The sequence below is a fragment of the Vreelandella malpeensis genome (assembly GCF_020622355.1).
Taxonomy (GTDB): domain Bacteria; phylum Pseudomonadota; class Gammaproteobacteria; order Pseudomonadales; family Halomonadaceae; genus Vreelandella; species Vreelandella malpeensis.
This window is the reverse complement of sequence record NZ_WHVL01000002.1, coordinates 494,950-514,613: the sequence shown is the minus strand read 5'-3', so window position 1 is coordinate 514,613 and position 19,664 is coordinate 494,950. Positions and strand designations below refer to the sequence as shown.

18 protein-coding genes are annotated in these 19,664 nt (G+C 64.6%); 13 read left to right on the top strand and 5 right to left on the bottom strand.

The window, feature by feature from the left end; genetic code table 11:
- Positions 1–73: 73 nt before the first annotated feature.
- From GEV37_RS07655 to GEV37_RS07630, 6 genes are all read left to right on the top strand, one after another.
- Positions 74–3,757 (top strand): ATP-binding protein, encoded by a 3,684-nt coding sequence (locus GEV37_RS07655; RefSeq protein WP_227389635.1) that lies wholly within the window; start codon positions 74–76, stop codon positions 3,755–3,757.
- Positions 3,754–4,416 carry a hypothetical protein gene (locus GEV37_RS07650; RefSeq protein ID WP_227389634.1) on the top strand — a complete coding sequence of 221 codons (663 nt, stop codon included), beginning with the start codon at positions 3,754–3,756 and terminating at the stop codon, positions 4,414–4,416. The genes GEV37_RS07655 and GEV37_RS07650 overlap by 4 nt, the downstream gene beginning before the upstream one ends.
- A 38-nt stretch (positions 4,417–4,454) precedes the next feature.
- Complete coding sequence (locus GEV37_RS07645; protein WP_227389772.1) at positions 4,455–5,666, top strand: hypothetical protein; 1,212 nt, start codon at positions 4,455–4,457, stop codon at positions 5,664–5,666.
- Entirely contained in the window at positions 5,663–6,529 is an 867-nt protein-coding gene (locus GEV37_RS07640) for a DUF7281 domain-containing protein (protein WP_227389633.1), read from the top strand. Before GEV37_RS07645 ends, GEV37_RS07640 begins: the two co-directional genes overlap by 4 nt.
- A gap of 297 nt (positions 6,530–6,826) precedes the next feature.
- Positions 6,827–7,396, top strand: a complete 570-nt coding sequence (locus GEV37_RS07635) for a DUF6932 family protein (RefSeq protein ID WP_227389632.1) — start codon at positions 6,827–6,829, stop codon at positions 7,394–7,396.
- Positions 7,389–8,324 carry a hypothetical protein gene (locus GEV37_RS07630; protein ID WP_227389631.1) on the top strand — a complete coding sequence of 312 codons (936 nt, stop codon included), beginning with the start codon at positions 7,389–7,391 and terminating at the stop codon, positions 8,322–8,324. Before GEV37_RS07635 ends, GEV37_RS07630 begins: the two co-directional genes overlap by 8 nt.
- A 163-nt stretch (positions 8,325–8,487) precedes the next feature.
- Here the strand turns inward: GEV37_RS07630 and GEV37_RS07625 are convergent, their stop codons facing one another.
- Entirely contained in the window at positions 8,488–8,673 is a 186-nt protein-coding gene (locus GEV37_RS07625; protein ID WP_338035115.1) for a hypothetical protein, read from the bottom strand.
- Positions 8,674–8,758: 85 nt separating this feature from the next.
- On the opposite strand from GEV37_RS07625, the gene GEV37_RS07620 reads away from it, so the two are divergent.
- The gene (locus GEV37_RS07620) at positions 8,759–9,412 is read left to right on the top strand and encodes a DsbA family oxidoreductase (RefSeq protein WP_227389630.1); all 654 of its coding nucleotides are present in this window, start codon (positions 8,759–8,761) and stop codon (positions 9,410–9,412) included.
- A gap of 78 nt (positions 9,413–9,490) precedes the next feature.
- Here the strand turns inward: GEV37_RS07620 and GEV37_RS07615 are convergent, their stop codons facing one another.
- On the bottom strand, positions 9,491–10,615 hold the full coding sequence (locus tag GEV37_RS07615; RefSeq protein ID WP_227389629.1) for a glycerol dehydrogenase: 1,125 nt from the start codon (positions 10,613–10,615) through the stop codon (positions 9,491–9,493).
- Between the two features lie 128 nt (positions 10,616–10,743).
- Positions 10,744–11,928 (bottom strand): E22 family MetX-like putative esterase, encoded by a 1,185-nt coding sequence (locus GEV37_RS07610; RefSeq protein ID WP_227389628.1) that lies wholly within the window; start codon positions 11,926–11,928, stop codon positions 10,744–10,746.
- Between the two features lie 140 nt (positions 11,929–12,068).
- Here GEV37_RS07610 and GEV37_RS07605 point away from each other — a divergent pair, with 140 nt between their 5' ends.
- Complete coding sequence (locus GEV37_RS07605; RefSeq protein ID WP_227389627.1) at positions 12,069–13,046, top strand: MBL fold metallo-hydrolase; 978 nt, start codon at positions 12,069–12,071, stop codon at positions 13,044–13,046.
- Here the strand turns inward: GEV37_RS07605 and GEV37_RS07600 are convergent.
- Positions 13,033–14,205 (bottom strand): UbiH/UbiF/VisC/COQ6 family ubiquinone biosynthesis hydroxylase, encoded by a 1,173-nt coding sequence (locus GEV37_RS07600; protein WP_227389626.1) that lies wholly within the window; start codon positions 14,203–14,205, stop codon positions 13,033–13,035. The two genes, GEV37_RS07605 and GEV37_RS07600, sit on opposite strands and share 14 nt — an antisense overlap.
- Positions 14,206–14,301: 96 nt before the next feature.
- On the opposite strand from GEV37_RS07600, the gene GEV37_RS07595 reads away from it, so the two are divergent.
- Positions 14,302–15,174 (top strand): NAD-dependent protein deacetylase, encoded by an 873-nt coding sequence (locus tag GEV37_RS07595; protein ID WP_227389625.1) that lies wholly within the window; start codon positions 14,302–14,304, stop codon positions 15,172–15,174.
- Here the strand turns inward: GEV37_RS07595 and GEV37_RS07590 are convergent.
- Positions 15,171–15,773 (bottom strand): DNA-3-methyladenine glycosylase, encoded by a 603-nt coding sequence (locus GEV37_RS07590; protein WP_227389624.1) that lies wholly within the window; start codon positions 15,771–15,773, stop codon positions 15,171–15,173. The two genes, GEV37_RS07595 and GEV37_RS07590, sit on opposite strands and share 4 nt — an antisense overlap.
- A 70-nt stretch (positions 15,774–15,843) precedes the next feature.
- On the opposite strand from GEV37_RS07590, the gene GEV37_RS07585 reads away from it, so the two are divergent.
- The 4 genes from GEV37_RS07585 to GEV37_RS07570 all read left to right on the top strand — a co-directional run bounded on the left by GEV37_RS07585 (position 15,844) and on the right by GEV37_RS07570 (position 19,605).
- The gene (locus GEV37_RS07585; RefSeq protein ID WP_227389623.1) at positions 15,844–17,304 is read left to right on the top strand and encodes a protein adenylyltransferase SelO; all 1,461 of its coding nucleotides are present in this window, start codon (positions 15,844–15,846) and stop codon (positions 17,302–17,304) included.
- A 76-nt stretch (positions 17,305–17,380) separates the two neighbouring features.
- A complete protein-coding gene (gene dinB / locus GEV37_RS07580; RefSeq protein ID WP_227389622.1) occupies positions 17,381–18,427 on the top strand; it encodes a DNA polymerase IV in 1,047 nt (348 codons plus the stop codon).
- 105 nt (positions 18,428–18,532) lie between these two features.
- Entirely contained in the window at positions 18,533–19,342 is an 810-nt protein-coding gene (locus GEV37_RS07575) for an alpha/beta fold hydrolase (protein WP_227389621.1), read from the top strand.
- Positions 19,343–19,353: 11 nt separating this feature from the next.
- Positions 19,354–19,605: a YkoF family thiamine/hydroxymethylpyrimidine-binding protein gene (locus GEV37_RS07570; RefSeq protein ID WP_227389620.1), complete on the top strand. Its 252-nt coding sequence runs from the start codon at positions 19,354–19,356 to the stop codon at positions 19,603–19,605.
- Positions 19,606–19,664 lie beyond the last annotated feature (59 nt).

The following is a 19,664-nucleotide window of genomic DNA, read 5'->3' as shown; positions in this document are numbered from 1 at the left end:
GTCGGGGCAGGTGTCGAGGGCGCGCGGGTCTGGCAAGATAGCGCTTTCAGAGTTTCATCGATCAAGGACCCGCATGGCCCACCTGCTACGCATCGTGATGATTCATGGCCACCTGGACGGCGTGGTTGAGCTGAGTGTGGATGGCCACACCAACATCTGCGGCACCAACGCCTCGGGCAAGACCACGCTGCAACGCCTGGTGCCGGTGTTCTACGGCGAGCTGCCCAACAAGGTGGTGCCGCGCACGCGGCGCAAGTTCGATGCCTTCTACCTGCCGCACCGCAACAGCTACCTGGTGTACGAGTATCGCCGCGAAGCCGGCAGCCTCTGCCAGGCGGTCTTGACGCGCAGGCTGGAAGGCGGCGTCGAGTACCGCTTCGTGGCCGCACCCTACCGCCCCGAAGATTACCTCGTCGAAGGCGAAAACGGCATCGAGGCGCGGGAGTACGCCGACTGGGCGAGCGGCCTGCGGCGCAGCGGCACTAGCGTTTCCGCCAAGCTGTCCGCCACTTCCGAGTACCGCGCGGTGATCCAGAACGACTTCACGCCCACGCCAGGCATGGCGCTGCACGGCAACCGCAAGGAGGCGCTGAAGCTTCGCCAGCTCGCCGCCCAGTACAGCCTGGTGGCGCCGGAGAACCGCATTCGCCATATCGAGAAGCTGGTCTCGGCGGTGCACGCCAAAGAGGGCAAGATGGATACCCTCAAGACCATGCTGGCCGCGATCTTCGAAGAGGATGGCGTGGAGCTGCCGGTGACCCGCATCCGCGGCGCCAAGGCGCGGGAGTGGATCGACCAGATGCGCCAGTCGATGCGCCTGGCGCCGCTGCAGCGTGCGCTTGCACGCCTTGAAGGCATCGAGCGCGATCTTGCCCACCTCGACACCGCCCTGTGGCAGCTCAAGCCCCAGCTGGCGGCGGACCAGCACCGCGCCGAGCGCACCCTGGCGGAGGCCGAACAGACGCGCAGCGAACGCCAGCGCGACTTCGACATCGAGCGCCACCGCTTCGAGGCGGCCCGGGATGCCCTCAACGACCGCTTCAGCGAAGCCGACAGCGCCCTCAAGCAGGCCCAGCGGGAGCTCGACGACCTGCAGCAGCAGTTCGAGGCCTTCGAGGCCGCCGACATGCCGGCCCTTGAAGAGGCGCTCACCGCACTTCCCCAGGCCCGCGAACGCTACGAGCAGTACAAGCAACACCTGCGTGACCTTCAGGAGATGGTGCAGGCGAGCCAGGCGCAGAAGGAGGAGCGCCTGCGCGAGCTGGGCGACACCCTGGCCCGGCAGAGCGAAGAGACCCAGGCGCTGATCGATGCGCTGAATGATGAAAAGGCCACCCGGCGCGAACGCCATTGGGAAGCCAAGCAGCAGCGCGACGAGCGCTACCAGCGCGACCGCCAGGCGCTGGAGACCACGTATCAGGGGCGGCTGACCCACTTTGCCGAACAGCTGGCGGTGCTCAAGTCAGCACTCGACCACGGCGGCCCCACCACCGAAGAAAGCGAGGAAGCCGCCCTGGCCCAGAGCCGCGTCGACCGTGCCCAGGCCGAGCGCAACGCCGCCGCCAGCCAGCAGGAGAGCCTGCGCCAGGAGCTGAGCGATCTCAAGCGCGAGCGCGACGCCGTCGATCAGGCCCACCGCGAAGCGCGCCAGGCAGAGCAGCACGCCCAGGAGCACTGCCGCGAGCTCGAGCGCCAGCGCGACCCGGCCCAGGGCACGCTGCGTCACTTTCTGCGCTACCACGCCCCAGGCTGGGAGCAGCACTTGGGCAAGGTGATCGCCCCGGCACTGCTCGAGCGACGCGACCTGTCACCCACCCGCGTCGAGCCCGGCAGCGACGACCTGTTCGGCATCGCCCTCGATACCCTGGCGATCGACGCGCCGCCCTACGCCCAGGCGGAAGCCGAGCTGCTCGCCGCCATCGACGAGGCGGGGGAAGCCGTGCTGCGCGCCGAGGTCGCACTCGCCAGCGCCGAGAAGACGCTAAAGCGCCAGAACGAGAGGGTAGCGGCCGCCGAGCAGGCGCTCGCCCGGGTCCACCAGGCGGTGAAGCGTCATGACGAGGAGCTCGAGTACGCCGCCGAGGCTCTCCGGCAGTGCCAGGCCCGCCATGTGGAGGCCCAGCGCGAGCGCCAGCGCGCCCGCCAGGCGGCGCTGGACGAGCAGCAGGCGCTGCACCAGGCGCTAAAGGAGGAGCGCGACGAGGCGCTGGAGGCGCTGCATGGCGCGCTTCGCGCCGAACAGCTCGAACTCGAGGCCGATGCCCAGCACCAGCAGGCCAGCTTCGAGCGCCGACTCGAACAGTATCGCAAGTCCCTGGGCGTGCTCAAGGCCGACCACCAGCGCCAGTGCCGCGAGGTGGAAGCGGCCTTCGAGCAGGCGCTGGAAGAGCAGGGAGTCGACCCGGTCACCGTCAAGCAGACCAAGGCGCGCCTCAGCGAGCTCGAGGCCCACATTCGCACTACCCAAGCCCGCCAGGAGGAGCTCGAGCATTACCGCTATTTCATGCGCGTGAGCTGGGGCCAGCGCAAGCCGGAACTGACCGAGCAGGAGAGCCGCCTGACCCGCGAGGTGAGCGAGATCGAGCGCCAGCGCCAGGAGCAGCGCCAGACCTTCAAGGCCGCCAAGGCGGAGCACGAGCGCCACATGAGCGTTCTGAAAACCACTTGTGATGAGCAGACCGCGCTGCTCGACGAACTCAAGCCGCTGACCCGCCAGCTCGACGAGCTGGCGCTGCCTGCGGATGCCAAGGCACTGAGCGAGCCGCCGGGGGATGCCCGGGAGCGCATCACCCGCACCCGCCAGGCGCTCAAACAGCGTGAAGCAGAGCGTGACGCGCTGCGCAAGGGCTGCCAGGAGATCGAAGGCCAGCTTGTCAAGGGTGCCAGTGCAGGCTTCGTCGATGCCCTCGAGCGCGAGCGCGAAAGGCTCGATGACCCGGACGAACCCCGGGCGCTGCTGCCGCTTCTGGCTGGCATGCTCACGCTGCTGGAAGACCAGCAACAGCAGCTGGTGCAGCAGGGGCGCAACCTGAGCGATGACCTGGACAAGTTCTTCACCGTGTTCAGCGACCTGAACCGGCGCATCAGCGCCCAGAGCAAGCGCCTTTCCGACGAGGTGGCGGATGACCTGGCCCTCGACGGCATCAAGAAGGCCGAGGTGCGCATCCAGTCCACCATCGACGAGCTGGGCTTCTGGGAGCCGCTCAAGCGCTTCGCCCAGTGCTACAAGGAGTGGAAAAGCTCGCAGCAGCCGCTGCCCAGCGACGACTACCTCGACGCCCTGGGAGACGTCGCCGACCTGCTGCGCCACGACCAGCCCTACAGCTTCGAGAGCCTGCTGCGCCTGGAGCTGCACTTGAACGAAGGCGGCACGGATCTCGTCATCAGAAGCGACCGGCAGCTGCTCGAATCCTCCAGCCACGGCATGGCCTACCTGATTCTGTGCAAGTTCCTGCTCGCCTTCACAAGGCTTCTGCGCGGGCGCGCCGAGATCGCCATCCACTGGCCGATCGACGAGATCGGAACGCTCGCCTACCACAACGTCGAAAAACTGTTCGAGGCCTGCGACAGCAACCGCATCCACATCGTCGGCGCCTTCCCCAACCCGGAGTCCGACGTGCTGCTGCTTTTCCACAACCGCTACCTTATCGACCGCGATGCCATTGACCCCGGCGTGCGTCGGCTCAAGCGTATCGAACCGCGCCTTAGCCGCCTGGCCGAGCGGCTCAAAGCGAGAGATGAGGAGGTCAGCGCATGAGCGATGACGTTCAAACAAGCCCCGTCCACACCCCGCTCTTGAGCCACGGCCCGCTGTTGGAGCGGCTGCTGGCCGGCGAGTTCGTCTGCGCGGTGAGCGACGAGGCCGCCTTCAAGCGGCTGCAAGATGACGCCCTGCGCGAGGCTTTCGATGCCTACCTTCGCCCGCTCAACCGCCGCCTGGCCACCAACGACGACCAGAGCGTCTACTTTCTGGCCTGGCGCCAGCTGGACGACGCCGCCCGCGAACAGCTCACCCGCCAGCTCAGCGACACCGTGCACAGCCTGCTGCCGCTGCTGGAGTGGCTGCAGCTGGTACAGGAAGCGCTGGGTCGCGACAGCGTGCCGGCACCGGGCGATGTGCTCAAGCCCGGCGAGCTCCAGGCCAGGAGCGAAGACAACCCCAGTCTTCGCGAGCGCATCGAACGAGTGGCCGGCGATACCTTCTTCGGCTCCCAGAGCGACCAGCTCGACGCTCAGCTCAAGCAGGTGTTCAAGCGCCTGAAGGAGCACGGCTACCTGCTGCAGCCCCATGCCGAGCGCCAGGTGTATCTGGTGACCGGCAAGGTGGAGTACCTGCTCGACATCGTGCGTTTTATCCGCGACGAGGAGCGCCTGCCGGTACTGGACGACGCCGACGCCCAGGAGACGCTGCTGTGAGCGAACCCGCCACGCCCCCGGCGCTGGAGAGCCGGCTGATGACCCAGGGCGTCGAGCGGCTGGCGCTGCTCGGCAAGCACGCCGAGGCGCTGATGCAGGGCTACGTGGAAGACGAGGTGCCGCTTGGTGAGCTCAGCACCCAGGCACTGCGCAAGCTTCTGGCCGCGCGCATCCTGTGGCGCCCGGACGAGCAGGGCGGCGTCAAGCTGACTCCCAAGGTGCGCGAGCTGATCGCCGAGATGACCGCGGATGAAGCCCGCCGCCACGTCAACGCCGACGTGGCCGAGGCGCTGGAGCTGATTCGAAGCCTGGTCGGCGGCTACCGCGAGGCCAGCAGCCGGGCGGACTATTGGCACCAGGAGCGCCAGCTCACCCGCCTGCGCCAGGCGGTGGACGACATGAACGGGCGCTTTTTCGATGCCATCGACAGCCTCTGGCAGCGGCTCAACAGCGACTTCGGCTTCGTCAGCCAGCTAAGCGACAAGGTGCGCGAGAACGACCGCGCCCAGAAACAGGTGGTACGCCTGCTCGACGGCCTGGAGCTAGTCGACTTCAAGGAGCTGATCGACCTGGTCGGCAGCGACGGTACCCTGCGCAAGATCCTCATCAGCCAGCTTCAGCAGCAGACCAGCCAGCACTACACCAGCCTGCGCGAGGTGCAGCACCGCCTGATCGAACTGATGGCGCGCTTTCGCCAGATGCAGGCGCCCAGCCGCCTGGTGGCCGGCATGGCCGCATTTCTGCGCGAACGCCCGGACTTCACCCCGGGCCACTACACCGGGCGCGGAGAGGTGCCGGCGCTGTTCAACCGCGCCGCCGCCATGCCCATCGCCGGCGCCGCCGCGCTGGACCGCGCCCAGGACGTGGACGCGCTCGGCGCGCTGTTCAAAGCCATTCCCGCCCCGCGCCGCCCGGCCCAGGCCGCCACCGCCGCCAGCCCCGCCCACGCCCGGGAAGACGCCGCCGTGGCCGCCCGCCAGCAGGCGCTGAAGGAGGACGTGGAAACCTTCTACCTCGACGTGGTCGACGCCGCCGGCTCGGCGCCGGTCAGCGCGCTGCGCTACCTGGAAGAGAGCCCGCATGAGTGGAGCGACGAGATCTGGCTCTTCCAGGTGATCGCCGAGTACCAGGGCCTGCCGCGCAGCGAACAGCGCGCCTTCATCCTGCAGGCCGAAGAAGAGAAGGCCGGCGACTACAATGACGTACGCCTGATTCGCGACGTGGCGCTCACACTGGCGGCCGCGCCATGAACCTCACCGGCCGCGCCCGCACCGGGCTCAACGAGGTACAGCGCCTGCTTCGCCAGCAGCCGAGCGTGGAGCGCCCCCGGCGCCAGTGGGTGGGCGACGTGGTGGCCTGGTGCCGCGAACACGACATCGACCTGGGCCCGCGCCTGGGAAGCCAGGCGCTTCGCTTCGATGCCGCGCTGTTGGCCCAGATCGACTCGGTGCTGGAAAGCGCCCACTTGGCACCGCTCGGCCGCGCGCTGAGCGGCCTGCCCAGCGCCGCCCAGGCGAAGGAGGGCGTGGAGGAGGCCAAGGCCACCCGCGAAGGCCCCCGCGCCTGGCGCGTACTGCTCAACACCCCGCCCCGGCCCACGCAGGGGGTGGGCCGGGAGCCGCGCAGCATTCTGGATGTGGACCTGAGACACCTGACCCTGGCCGCCTTCGGCGCCCTCGTTCAAGTCGAAAACCTGGACAGCTTCTACACCTTCGACCCCGACATCCCCGCGCTCAAGGGCTTCGCCCAGCCGCTCATCGCCTACCGGGGCGACAGCCACTACGGCGGCGGCTTCGCCCACCTCGCCGACACCTGGCGCAAGACCCGCCGCCCGCACCTGTACCTGGGCGACTTCGACGCCAAGGGCGTCACGCTGGCACTCGACAGTGGCGCCACCCACCTGCTGCTCCCCGAGATCGAATGGCTCACCGAGCACGCCACCCCGCTACACCAGCCCGCCGAACAGCTCCCGTTCCAGCGGCGGTTGCGGCAACTGCATATGACGCTGGAACCGCAGCACCCGCTGGCGCCTTATTTAGTATTGCTGGAGAAGCAGCGCGGGCTTCGGCAGCAGTGGTTCGAGGGGGGGATGGTGGAGGTGAGGCTTGGGTGAGGTACGACTAGTGTCTGAGCTGGAGTGGTTGGCTCAACGAGCCCGCTACGTAGGGGGATGGCCGTGGGGCAATGCTGTAAGCAAGTGAATGAGCAAGAACAGAGACCGGGCACGCGAATCTTGTATATATAGCCGAAATTTTCTTTGCTTTTAACCAATTCAATGAGGTAGATTCGATTAAGGTGGCTACATAACCCATAATGAATGTGCTAGCACATTCATTATGGGTTATGTAGTCGACTGTATAATCACTGTAATGTGTTCAGACTACCTGAGAGATAATAGGAAGATTGAAGAGTGATACCAGAATTAAATCAATCAGGAGTTTTGCCTCCATTTATTCCAGATCAAGGGCCAACCGATCGCGCTGGTATGGCTCCGTATAAAGCGACAATTTCTGAATTTGTTCTTCGTTATGCTCATTCTCCTGAAAGGAGAGCTATACTTCGGGGATTACTAGAATATCGAAAAAAGCTTAGGAAAGTCGGTATTTTAGAAGGTTTCCAGTGGCTTGATGGTAGCTTTGTAGAGAACGTAGAGATAAGTCGCGGTCGGCCACCTGCTGATGTTGATCTAGTTACTTTTGCTTTCCGACCAACTAATGACTTAGATCAATGGCAAGGAATAGTGACTGGAAATACTGACCTTTTTCTTCCGAGCAAGTCGAAGGCACAATATCAATGTGATGCATATTTTGTGGATTTGAATACTCACCCTATACACGTTGTCAGCAATACTAGGTATTGGTTCGGGTTATTTTCACATCAACGCGATTCCTACCTATGGAAGGGCATGGTCGAAATACCTATTGCATGTGAGGATGACAACGCATTTGAAATTTTGGAAAGGGAGGAAGGTGATGCCTAAGAAGCTAAGTATCAATAGCCTGTCTTCTGAAATTGCAACACTTAATGAATTGCTTTCTAGTGCGCGCCAATCGGGAGATATCGTTGGCGAAATGCAACTTGAATACCGAATTACTGAGTTGTCGAATAAGTTAGAAACGCTCAAAGAGAAAATATTAACAGATAATAGTGCGAGTGTTGCTCTATTTTTCGGTGGTCAGCCTGTTCTTGGGTCAAAAGGGATTGCTGCAGAATTTGCTGGCGTTGCGTTAGAACAGTTTCAAAACTTAATCGCTAAAATTTTTGCTAATAGTGAAGTTGGCGATCTAGGTGAGAGAGGAAGGATTCCCTTTAAGGCTAATTCAGAATTGATGGTTACAGGTCTTGCGAGAGGTTCGTTCGGGTTTGTGCTTGATGAAATGAGCGAGCAAGTGCAGCTAGAATCGTCTGAGTTATCACATGTTATCGATAAGGCTGCTCTTTTACTTAGAGATTCAGCAGCCCAAGATGATGCCGTATTTGAGTCTTTATTGGAAGAGTTAGAGCCAAGAGTATTAATCGCACTACGTGATTTTTTTTCAAATTTAGATTCAAGCAAAGCCACAATCCGTATTGTAGAAAAAGAACTGGACTTCACCCTTGATGGTCCATCAATACAACGAGCTAAAATTAGAGCAGAAGCTACAAGTATTGATGAAGCCGTGACAGAAATTGAGGGTGTTCTAGTAGGTTTTTTACCTGAGCACCGGAAATTTGAATTGGCTGATAATGCTGGGAAGTTATTTTATGGTTCCGCCACAAAAGAAGCTGTAGAGCAGTTTGTAAAAGCTACCGAAAGTGTTCTCGGGAAAAAATGTCAAGTTAAAGTCACAATTAAAACTGTATCCCCTTTAAATAGACCGCCAAGGGAGGTTGTTCGTTTAATGGAGTTTCTTAAGTTTGGCGAGTAAGCATATAGCAAGCGGCTTCACACAGACGCCCAAATCTACGCTGCTTTTGTGGGCTCCACTGCGCTTCACTTTACCACAAAAGCCTCTCCGGTTTGGGCGCTGGTGAGCCGAGCGTTAAGCTCAAAACCGTGCGCTTTCTAATCTAGAGACTGCTCACGTTCGCTCATAAAGTCTGCAGTAACAATTGGCCCATGGAACCAGCTGTCCCATCTTCTTCCGCTGGGATAATCAAACGCGCGCGACCCAACGCGGTTACCTCGACATGAGTAACGTTCTCGGGTAACGCCATGGCTTCAGAAAAGCGTACCGTTTGACCGAGCTTATCCTTGAATACCGTTGCCTTTTCCATCGTCGCCTCCTCGTTATGGCTGCTGTCACGCGCTTCATGCAGTAGCATGAAGCCCAACGCTTGATCGCCTACAGGAGTATTCAAAATGCAAACCGTCAGAATCGACCTGGTCTCCGATGTCGCCTGCCCGTGGTGCGCCATCGGCTACTGCCGCCTGGAGCAGGCGCTGGAAACCCTGAAGGGCGAGATCGAGGTCGAACTTCACTGGCAGCCTTTCGAGCTCAACCGGGACATGCCGCCAGAAGGTGAGCCGATTCTCGAGCATCTGTGCCGCAAGTACGGCAAGGATGCGGCGGCGATGGAAGAGTCTCAGCGCGAGATCATGAAGGTGGCCGAGGAGCTTGGCTTGAACTTTCGCGGTGCGCTGGAGCGCCGGGCGAACAACACCTTCGCCGCCCACCGGGTGCTGGCCTGGGCCGCTACGCAAAACCAGGAAACGCCGCTGCAGCTGGCGCTGTTCGAGGCCTACTTCGGCGAGGCGAAGAACCCGGCAGACTCTGAAGTGCTACGCGAGAAGGCCGTTGAGGTGGGGCTTGATGGCGACACTGCCGAGGCCATCGCGCGCTCCGATCAGTACACCGAAGAAGTGCGTGCGGCGCAGCAGCGCTTCATGGACGCCGGCGTGAACGCGGTGCCGGGCTTCATTCTCGACGGGCGCTATCTGATTCCCGGCGCCCAGCCCGCCGAGGTGCTGGTCGATGCGCTACGCCAGGTGGCCGAGGAAAATGCCAGTCGGTGATGCCCTGTAAGTTCCAGCAAGAGCCAAGCGGGCAAGAAAAAGGGCGCTACGTACGTAGCGCCCTCGATCTTTCAAGTCTTACTCGCTCAACCCCACCTTCTCCATGAACGCCCGCGCATGCACATCTACCGCCTTGATGGCGCTCACGACCTGCTGCGGCTTCAGCTCGTAGGCCAGGTTGTGGCTCGATTCGCCTTCCTTCAGTGCCGCTTCCGCCACTCGATACAAGTCCTCGTCGCTGACGTCTTCGAGCTTGAGGGCTTTCAGCGTCACCGGCAGGCCCAGCGCCAGGTAGAGATCCAGGTACTCTTCCAGCTCCGCCTGGGGCGTTTGATCCAGGATCAGCTGGGCGACGGTGCCGAAGGCCACCTTCTCGCCGTGGGTCATGTCGTGAATATCGCCGTGAAGCGCCGTGAAGCCGTTGTGGATAGCGTGCGCCCCGGCCAGGCCGCCGCTTTCGAAGCCCAGGCCGCTGAGCAGCGTGTTGGCTTCCACCACCGCCTCGAACGACGGCGTGACGATCTGCGCCTGGTTGGCCTGGTAGGCGAGCAGGGCGTGCTCGAAGAGGACCTCTTCGCACTTCTCGCCGATGGTCGCGCCCAAAAGCGTAGCCTTGCCGCCGGCCATATTGTTGGCGTTGGCGCGGATGGCGGCGCGCGCCTCGACCCAGGTGGCCAGGGCGTCAGCGATGCCGGAGGCGAGAAAGCGCGGCGGCGCCTTGCAGATGATGCCGGTATCCACCAGCACCAGGTCCGGGTTCTTGGTGTAGAAGCGGTAGGATTCGAACTCGCCGTCGTCGCTGTAGATCACCGAAAGCGCGCTGGTCGGCGCATCGGTGGAGGCGGTGGTGGGCAGGACCGCGCAGGCGGCTTCGAGCTTCTCCGCCACGCCCTTGGCGGTGTCGATCGCCTTGCCGCCGCCGAAGCCGATCACCACCTCGGCCTTTTGCTTCTGGCCCAGTTTCACCAGCCGGTCGATCTCGCGACTGGAGGCTTCGCCTTCGAATACCGCGCGCTCGAAGCGTACATTGTCGCCTTCCAGACTCTTGCTGAGCGCCTCGCCGGCGATCTTCCACACCACGTCGTCGGCGATCAGCAGCGCCGATTGCCCGAGGTTCGAGACGTAGTGGCCGGCGCGGGCGATCACGCCTTCGCCTTGCACGTAGCGGCCGGGGCTGATGAAGACTTTCTCGTTGGTGGTCATGAGTGGTTCTCCTGATTGGAACGTGGATCGCTCCACCAGTGTAGTCACTCGCGCGGGCTTCGCCTTGACCCGGGGCAGGGAAGCGCGCCGGGCCAGGGGGTCGCGACCGGAGCACGCGCCGCCACCCGCTACTCGAGAAACGCCCGCAGCGTATCGCTCGCCTGCTCGATGGCCAGCACGCCGTCGAGGTGGCCGCGATCGCCTCGCAGGGGTTCGAGCGTTACCTCGTTGCCCGCTTCACGGATCAATTGGGCAGTGCGGCGCACGCCCTCCGATGAAAAGACCAGGTCGCGCTCGCTGTAGAGCATCAGCGTGGGCGCCTCGATCCGGGCCAGGCCTTCCTGGTAGGTATCGCCGCCGCCAGCGATGAAACTCTGGTTGGCGCGCACCAGGTAGAGCAGGTGGTTGGCATCCGCCACCTCGGCCCGGGCGGCGGCAAGCTCGTCGAGGGCCTGCTCGATGGCATAGCGGGCATCCAACTCCTGCGCCGGGTCGCGGGTTTCGTCCGCCCAGGCGCGATCGAAGGTGCGGTTGGCCCAGCGCCAGTGGTTGGCGTTCAGCGTGACCAGTTTCAGCGCCTCCTTCAGGCCCGCGAGCGGCGGCTCGGCGTCGTAGTAGTCACCCTCGTTCCAGCGCTCGTCCAGGCGAATCGGCGCGGCCCAGGTGCCCAGGGTGGCCAGAAGCCACGGGTCGGTGGCGCCGCTGCCGATCACGGGAATCAGCCGCTCGACCCGCTCCGGGTAGACGCTTGCCCACTCGATGGCCTGCAGTGCCCCCATCGAGGCGCCCATCACCGCGTACAGCGACTCGATCCCCTGACTTTCCAGCAGCGCCCGCTGCACCTCGACGAAATCGCGAATGCCCACCACCGGAAAATCCATGCCCCAGGGTTCGCCCGTCTCCGGGTTGAGCGTGGCCGGGCCGGTGGTGACCACGTTCGGGTCATGGGCGTTGAGGTTGACCAGCGTGTCGGAGGCGATGATGTAGAAACGGTCGGTATCCAGCGCCTTGCCGGGGCCGATGATGGCATCCCAGTAGCCGGGCAGCGCGTCCTCGTCGCTGTAACGCCCCGCCGCGTGGCTGGTGCCGGAGAAAAAATGCGTGATCAGGATGACGTTGTCTCGCGCGTCGTTGAGCTCGCCGTAGGATTCCCAGCCGACGTCCACCTGCGGGATCGTCTCGCCGCCCTGGGTGGTGAAGTTCTCGAGGCGAAAGCGCTGTTTCTCGACAATGCCGTCGAAGGCCGAAACCGGCGGGGCGGCCAGCAGGCCAAGGCTTGCTATCATGAGGGCGTAGCGCGAGGTGCGTTGCATGAGGCCTCCCGGCAGGGGCGTTGTGGTTGTCATGGGTCGTCGCGGCGGCTTTTTCAGCATAGCCAGCCCCCGGGAGTTTTGAACGACTTTCATACGCTGCCTCGCTGCGAGGTGAGCGCTGACCCACACGAGAACCCGTCATGAACCTGCTCTTTCTCGGCACCTCCGCCGGCACGCCCACCAAGCAGCGCAATTTCTCCGGGCTGGCGCTGCGCGAGCGCAGGGGCAAGGGGTGGTACCTGATCGACTGCGGCGAGGCCACCCAGCACCAGCTTCTGCATACGCCGCTGTCGCTACATGGGCTTCGCGCGATCCTGATCACCCACATGCACGGCGACCACTGCTACGGGCTGCCGGGGCTTCTGGCCAGCGCCTCGATGAACGGGCGGGTTGAGCCGCTTTTGATCGTCGCGCCCGAAGCGCTGAAGGCGTGGCTCTTGGCCACCTTCGAGGCTACCCAGGTGACGCTGTCATTCAGTCTGGCGTTCCAGTTCGTCGAGGCGCTGCCCTGCATCGATTTCGAAACGCTGGAGGTGAGCACGACGCGCCTTTCCCATGGGGTGGATTCCTACGCCTACAGCTTTACCGAAAAGCCGACGCCAGCCCTCGATACCGAGAAGTTGATCGCCCAAGGTGTTCCTCGCGGCCCGCTCTGGGGGCAGCTTTACAACGGTGAGAACGTCGAATGGAACGGCGAGATACTCGAAAGCAGGGCATATCTTCGCATGACACAGCCGCCGGGCAAGATTGTCGTAGCCGGAGACAACGACTGCCCGGCGCTTTTGGCGAGCGCCTGCGAGGGCGCCCAGGTGCTGGTGCACGAGGCCACCTACACCGCCGCCATGGCCGACAAGGCCGCCGAGGTGCGCCACAGCTACGCGGGCCAGGTCGCGGCCTTTGCCGAGTCCGTCGCGTTGCCTCATCTGGTACTGACCCACTTCAGCCCGCGCTATCAGTCTCGCGGCGAGGCGGCGTCGTCCATCGAGGCGATTCGCCAGGAGGCGCAAGAGGCCTATACCGGTACGCTCTATCTCGCGCGGGATTTCGCCGAGTTCAGCCTGGACAAGGCGGGGCGGCTCACCGAACTTTCCGCCGCCGGGGCGCCTAGCGCCACTTGAACGGATTCAGCCCGTTGGCCTGCTGCATCATCATGCGCTTGGCGAACGGCAGGCGTTCGGCCAGGTGCAGGCTCAAGTCGCCCAGCTGGCGCAGCGGTTTCACGCCGGTGAACAGGTGATGGAAGCTGTCGGTGGCGGCGATCATCGCCTGATTGGCGAGCCGGCGCTGCCATTCGAAGCGCTGAAGGGCGGAGGCATCGCCGGCGTCCGTATGGCTCAGGATCAGCTCGGCGAGGGTGTCGGCGTCGTGCAGGCCGATGTTCAGCCCCTGGCCCGCCAGTGGATGCACCACGTGGGCGGCGTCGCCGATCAGCGCCAGGCGCTTGGCGGTGTAGCGCTTGGCGTGCTGGCGCTTGATGGGAAAGCTCGCCCGGGCGTTGACCCGGGTGATGCCGCCCAGCCGCTTGGGAAAGGCGGCTTCGATGGCGGCTTTCAGGGCGTCGTCGTCCAGCGCCTCGCGGGCCTGGGTGGCGGCCTCCTTGTCGTACCACACAAGCGAGGCCCGGTGGCCGGGCAGCGGCAGCATGGCCAGCGGCCCGGTCGGGGTGAAGCACTGCCAGCTCACGTCCTGCTGGGGCAGGGCGGTCTCGACGTTCACGATCATCGCCCGCTGGTGGTAGTCGTGGGTCAGCACGCCGATGCCGGCAAGCTCTCTGAGCTGCGAGCGGGCACCGTCGGCGCCCACCACGAGCTCGGCACTCAGGGTCTGGCCGCTGTCGAGCTCCACCATGCGCGCGTCTACCCCGGCCAGGGTCGAGACTATCGTGGTGTCGGTGTAAAGCGTCACGCAGGGCATCGCTTCCAGGCGCTGCCACAGAGCGTGCTGCAGCGCCACGTTCTCGATGAACAGGCCGAACTGTTCGAGGTCGCTGTCGCGGGCGGAAAACAGGCTGTGCCCGGAGCCCTCCTGGTTCCATACCTCGATATGGCGAAACGCGCAGGTGCGCTCCAGGGGGAGGTCCGTGTGGCTCGCCGCGATGAAATCCAGCGAGCGCTTGTTCAGCGACGAGATGCGCAGGTCGAAGTCGCCCTCGGGGGCTTGCGGGGCGCTGCCGCGCTCGATGAGCCCCACGCGCCGGCCCGCCTGGCCCAGCCGCGCGGCCAGCGCCGCGCCCACCATACCGCCGCCTACAATGATGATGTCGTGATCGCGCTGCATGTCGGGCTCCTTTTTGCGCCGGGCTGGGCACGTTGTATGCCGCGCCATTGTCCTACAGTATCGTTGAGAGTTTAACCGGTTGCCCAGGGTGAGCGTTTGACGCAGATTAAAAACCACAGTGAAGTAGAAGCGGCGGGGGAGGCGCTGGCGGCGTTCGTGCTTCGCCACCCGCGCCTGTTCGTCATTACCGGGGCCGGGGTGAGCACCGACAGCGGCATCCCTGACTACCGCGATGCCAACGGCCAGTGGAAGCGCTCACCGCCGGTGCAGCACGGCGATTTCATGGCAAGCTTTGATGTGCGAAAGCGCTACTGGGCCCGGGCGCTGATCGGCTTCAAGGCCTTGGGCAGTGCCCAGGTGGGCGGGGCGCATCGCGTGCTGGCGGCGCTGGAGGCGCGCGGCTTCATCGAGATGCTGGTGACTCAGAACGTCGACCGGCTGCACCAGCGCGCGGGGTCGAAACGAGTGATCGACCTGCACGGGCGCGCCGATACGGTCAGCTGCATGCGCTGCGGCTACTCGATGATGCGCTACGCCATACACGCGGAGATGGCGCGCATGAACCCGCGTTTCGCCGCCATGGACGCCGCCCACGCTCCGGATGGCGATGCGGATCTGGAAACCGACTTCTCGAGTTTTCGCGTCTACGACTGCCCCCGCTGCGGCGGCGTGTTGAAGCCCGACGTGGTCTACTACGGCGATGTCGTCCCTCAGGAGCGCCGCCTCAAGGCGCAGGCCGCACTCGCCCGGGCAAGCGGGGTGCTCGCCGTGGGCACCTCGCTCATGGTGTTCTCCGGCTACCGCTTCTGCCGCGAGGCCCATGCCCTGGGGCTACCCGTGGCGTCGCTGTCGCTCGGCGTGACCCGGGCGGATCACCTGCTGTCCCACCAGTGGCGCGCGCCGCTCACCCCGGTACTGGCCCACGCCCTGGCCCGCCTGGATGAGCGCAACGCGGTGGCTGCACCCTAGCGCGCCTTCGAGACCCACGGGTTGTCGGTGATCCACAGCCGCCAGGGGGCGTCGCGGTCCGCCGGGGCGGCGTAGTCGATGCCCACCCGGGGGCCGCTGGAAATCGTGTTGGGGGCGTCACCTTTCACCACCCAGAGCTGGCTTGGGCGGGTCATGTCCTCGCCGTAAAGCGTCTTGTCTATCGCCAGCGCCCGGGTCAGCTTGCCTGGGCCGTTGGAGAGCTCGCGGTTTTTCACCGGGCGGAGGCGGCGCATGGCGTCCTCGTTGACGTGTGGTTCGACCGCGCGTACCAGCACTGCGCAGGGGCTGCCCTCGGGCTCGGTAACGATGTTCAGAAGCCAGTGCATGCCATACACCAGATAGACGTAGGCGTGGCCCGGCGGGCCGAACATCGCCCGGGTGCGCGGTGTCTCGCGGCGGTGGGCGTGGCAGGCGGTGTCCATCGCGCCGCGGTACGCCTCGGTCTCGACGATGGTGGCGGCGACGAGCTCGCCGTTCACCCGGCGCACTAGGCGACAGCCCAGAAGCGCCCGGGCGACGAGCAGGGTATCGCGGTCGAAGAACGCGCGCGGCAGCGGGGCGTGGTCGGAAAGGGGCATGATATCGCCTTATACTTGAGTCAGATGCTAGGGTATTAGCCCATGCCGAGGATTGAAAGCGGAGGCCACCGTGCTGACATTCGAACATGATTACACCACGCTTCCCGAGCCGCTCTGGGTCGCCTGCGACCCTGCCGGCGTCGCCACGCCTGCGCTGCTCGCCTTCAACGCGCCGCTCGCCCGGCGCCTCGGTGCCGACGCGATGCCGGACGACGCCACGCTCGCCGCGTGGTTCAGCGGCAACACGCCGCCGCCGGGGGCAAGGCCCGTGGCGCTGGGCTACGCCGGGCACCAGTTCGGCAACTTCGTGCCGCAGCTCGGCGATGGTCGGGCACTTTTGCTGGGCGAGGTGGTGGACGCCCAGGGCCAGCGCTTCGATATCCAGCTCAAGGGCAGCGGGCGCACGCCGTTCTCTCGCGGTGGCGATGGCCGCTCGCCGCTCGGGCCGGTGCTGCGTGAGTATCTGGTCAGCGAGTTCATGGCCGCCATGGGCGTGCCCACCACCCGGGCGCTGGCGGCGGTGGCCAGCGGCGAGCGCGTGGCGCGCCAGCTACCGGAGCCCGGCGCGGTGTTCACCCGCGTGGCGTCGAGCCATGTGCGCGTGGGCACCTTCCAGTTCGCTGCCCGCCACGGCGAGCAGACTACCCGGGCATTGGCGGACTACGTCATCGCCCGCCACTACCCCGAGGCGCGCAAGCAGGATGATCCGTATCTCGCGCTTCTGACAGGCGTCACCCGCCGCCAGGCCGAGCTGGTGGCGCGCTGGATGAGCCTGGGCTTCATCCACGGCGTGATGAACACCGACAACACCAGCATCAGCGGCGAGACCATCGACTACGGCCCCTGCGCCTTCATGGAGCAGTTCGACCCGCGCAAGGTGTTCAGCTCCATCGACGAGGGCGGGCGCTACGCCTTCGGCAATCAGCCGGCGGTTGCCCAGTGGAACCTGGCTCGCTTCGCCGAGACACTGTTGCCGCTGATGAACGTGCAGGGTGAAGAGGGCGTGGAGCTCGCCGTCGAGGTGATTCGCGGTTTCGAAAGCCACTTCGAGCAGACCCGCCAGGCGCTGCGCCGGGAAAAGCTCGGGCTCGAGGAGGCCGCCGGCGAGCAGGCGGATACGCTGATGGAGGCGCTCGAGGCGCTGATGCACCAGGGGCGCATGGATATGACCGCCACCTTCGATGCGCTGACGCTGTACGCAGGCACCTTCGACGAGCGCCACCGCGAGGCGCTGCTGGCGCTGACCGAGACGCCGGCTGCCCTCGGCGAGTGGCTCGAGCAGTGGCGCGAGGCCGCGCTTTTGCAGGACGCCGACCGCGTGGCCACCATGCGCCGGGCCAACCCGGTGGCAATTCCGCGCAACCACCGGGTGAAAGAGGTGATCGACGCCGCCTACGAGGGTGACTTCGCGCCGTTCCATGCGCTTCTGGCGGTGATCAGCGCACCCTTCGACGATACCGAGGAGGCGCGCTGGCTGGCCGCCCCCGCCACCCAGAGCGAGCAGGTGCTGCGCACTTTCTGCGGCACCTGATGGGAACCCGGGTGTGATAAACTGTGATTTTTTACAGTCTATCGCTTCTGTTTTCTGACCCCAGGACCAGGCGCCCGTGCGCAAGATCATTCACTGCGATTGCGACTGCTTCTACGCGGCGGTCGAGATGCGCGACAACCCGGCGCTCAAGGACATTCCCATCGCCATCGGCGGGAGCGTCGAGCAGCGCGGGGTGGTCGCCACCTGCAACTACCCGGCCCGGGCGTACGGTATTCATTCCGCCATGCCCATGGGCCAGGCGCTCAAGCGCTGCCCGCACCTCACGGTCGTGCGCGGCGACATGGCCAAGTACAAGGAGGTCGCCCGCCAGGTCTTCGCCATCTATCGCGAGTTGACCGAGCTGATCGAGCCGCTTTCCCTGGACGAAGCCTTTCTGGACGTCTCCGGGGTCACGCAGTTCAAGGGCAGCGCCACGCTGATGGCCCAGGCGATTCGCGACAAGGTGCACCGCGAAGTGGGTATCACTGTCTCCGCCGGAGTGGCGCCGAACAAGTTCCTGGCCAAGATCGCCAGCGACTGGAACAAGCCCGACGGGCTCTGCGTGATCGCACCGAGTGAGGTCGAAAGCTTCGTCGCTGCGCTTCCAGTGAAGAAGATTCACGGCGTGGGCCCGCGCACCGCCGAGAAGATGGCGAGCCTCGATATCCACACCTGCGCGGATCTGCGCGCGCGGCCCCTGACCGAGCTGGTCGAGCACTTTGGCCGCTTCGGCAAGCGTCTTTTCGAGCTGAGCCGGGGGCACGACGAGCGCCCGGTGAAGACCCACCGCGAGCGCAAGTCGATCAGCACCGAACAGACCTACTCGCGGGATCTACCGACGCTGGAGGCGTGCCGCCAGGAGCTGCCCGCGCTGCTCGAGGATCTGGAGCGGCGCTACGCCCGGCTCGACCCGCCGCCGGCGGTGAAGGGGCTGATGGTCAAGGTCAAGTTCAACGACTTTACCCAGACCACGGTGGAGCACGCCGACCCCGCGCCCAACATGGCCCAGTTCGAATCACTCTTGAACGTGGGTTGGGCAAGGGGCGCCCGTCCTGTGCGGCTTCTGGGCGTGGGCTATCGCCTGGCCGACGGTGCGCCGCAAACCCAGCTCGCGTTATTTTGATGTTCCGCCGACGTGGTCATTGACGCGGCTTCCGGCAGCGATTAAAACAGTTGTATGATCGATAGCGGCCTTATAACAACGACCCATGACATACCGAGCCCGCCCATGACCTCTTCGCGCCCTCCGCTCGTCTTCGCTCACGCCAACGGCTTTCCCGGTTCGAGCTACCGCAGCCTGCTTGCGCCGCTGGCCGAGCATTTCGATGTGCAGCCCATCGAACGGGTGGGCCATCACCCGCAGTACCCGGTCAATCGCAACTGGGCCAATCTGGTGGATGAGCTGCTTCATCACCATCTGCCCAAGGCTGGGCCGGTACTGGGCGTGGGGCACTCGCTCGGCGGCACACTGATGATGATGGCCGCGCTGCGCGAGCCGGAGCGCTTTCTGGGCCTGGTGATACTCGACCCGCCTTTGATGCTGGGCATGGACGCCTGGGCCATGAAGGCCGCCAAGCGTTTCGGCTTCGTCGATCGCATCACGCCGGCGGGCAAGACCCGGGGGCGGCGCAGCGTGTGGCCGAGCCGCGAGGCGATGGCCACCTCGCTCGGCCGCCGGGGGCTTTTTCGCGGCTTTACGCCGGAGGCGCTCAACGACTATGTTGAAACGGGCACCCGGCTGCTCGACGATGGCCAGGCGGAGCTGGTCTTCGAGCCGGAGGTCGAGGTGGCGATCTTTCGCAACCTGCCGGATCACCTCACGTCGCGCCTCAAGCGGCTGCGGGTGCCGGTGGAGATCGTCGCCGGCGAGCGCTCGGATCTGCTCACCGCTGCGCGCATTCGCCGTCTTGAGCGCCGAGGCCTGGCGCTTACCCGTGTTCCCGGCGGGCACATGTTCCCCATGGAACACCCCGGCGAAACCCGCGCCGCCATTCTGGCCGCCTGGCACCGGTTCCAGTCTCGCCAGGCACATCGATAAGGAGGCACGCCATGTATCTTTCCGTGCAGCTGAGCTACTACCCGCTGGCCGACGATTACAAGCCGGTGGTGAAAGAGGTCGTCAAACGCCTGGAAGCCACCGGCCTCGAGGTGCATCCCAACCGCATGAGCACCCAGGTGTTCGGCGAATTCGACGCGGTGATGAGCGCGCTCAACGATGTCATGAAGTGGTCCTTCGAGACCCACGGCAAGGCGGTGTTCACGGCGAATTTCCTCGAAGGGGACCGCCGCCCGCGGAAGTGAGTGCGCCAAACCTGCCGACATGAAAACGCCGCCCCGAGGGGCGGCGTTCTTGTTGGGCG

What these genes read in the sequence shown, in the direction of transcription:
- GEV37_RS07655 (WP_227389635.1), top strand. Translation starts at nt 74, where the DNA reads ATGGCCCACCTGCTACGCATCGTGATGATTCATGGCCACCTGGACGGC.
- GEV37_RS07650 (WP_227389634.1), top strand. Translation starts at nt 3,754, where the DNA reads ATGAGCGATGACGTTCAAACAAGCCCCGTCCACACCCCGCTCTTGAGC.
- GEV37_RS07645 (WP_227389772.1), top strand. Translation starts at nt 4,455, where the DNA reads ATGACCCAGGGCGTCGAGCGGCTGGCGCTGCTCGGCAAGCACGCCGAG.
- GEV37_RS07640 (WP_227389633.1), top strand. Translation starts at nt 5,663, where the DNA reads ATGAACCTCACCGGCCGCGCCCGCACCGGGCTCAACGAGGTACAGCGC.
- GEV37_RS07630 (WP_227389631.1), top strand. Translation starts at nt 7,389, where the DNA reads ATGCCTAAGAAGCTAAGTATCAATAGCCTGTCTTCTGAAATTGCAACA.
- GEV37_RS07625 (WP_338035115.1), bottom strand. Translation starts at nt 8,673, where the DNA reads ATGGAAAAGGCAACGGTATTCAAGGATAAGCTCGGTCAAACGGTACGC.
- GEV37_RS07620 (WP_227389630.1), top strand. Translation starts at nt 8,759, where the DNA reads ATGCAAACCGTCAGAATCGACCTGGTCTCCGATGTCGCCTGCCCGTGG.
- GEV37_RS07615 (WP_227389629.1), bottom strand. Translation starts at nt 10,615, where the DNA reads ATGACCACCAACGAGAAAGTCTTCATCAGCCCCGGCCGCTACGTGCAA.
- GEV37_RS07610 (WP_227389628.1), bottom strand. Translation starts at nt 11,928, where the DNA reads ATGCAACGCACCTCGCGCTACGCCCTCATGATAGCAAGCCTTGGCCTG.
- GEV37_RS07605 (WP_227389627.1), top strand. Translation starts at nt 12,069, where the DNA reads ATGAACCTGCTCTTTCTCGGCACCTCCGCCGGCACGCCCACCAAGCAG.
- GEV37_RS07600 (WP_227389626.1), bottom strand. Translation starts at nt 14,205, where the DNA reads ATGCAGCGCGATCACGACATCATCATTGTAGGCGGCGGTATGGTGGGC.
- GEV37_RS07590 (WP_227389624.1), bottom strand. Translation starts at nt 15,773, where the DNA reads ATGCCCCTTTCCGACCACGCCCCGCTGCCGCGCGCGTTCTTCGACCGC.
- GEV37_RS07575 (WP_227389621.1), top strand. Translation starts at nt 18,533, where the DNA reads ATGACCTCTTCGCGCCCTCCGCTCGTCTTCGCTCACGCCAACGGCTTT.
- GEV37_RS07570 (WP_227389620.1), top strand. Translation starts at nt 19,354, where the DNA reads ATGTATCTTTCCGTGCAGCTGAGCTACTACCCGCTGGCCGACGATTAC.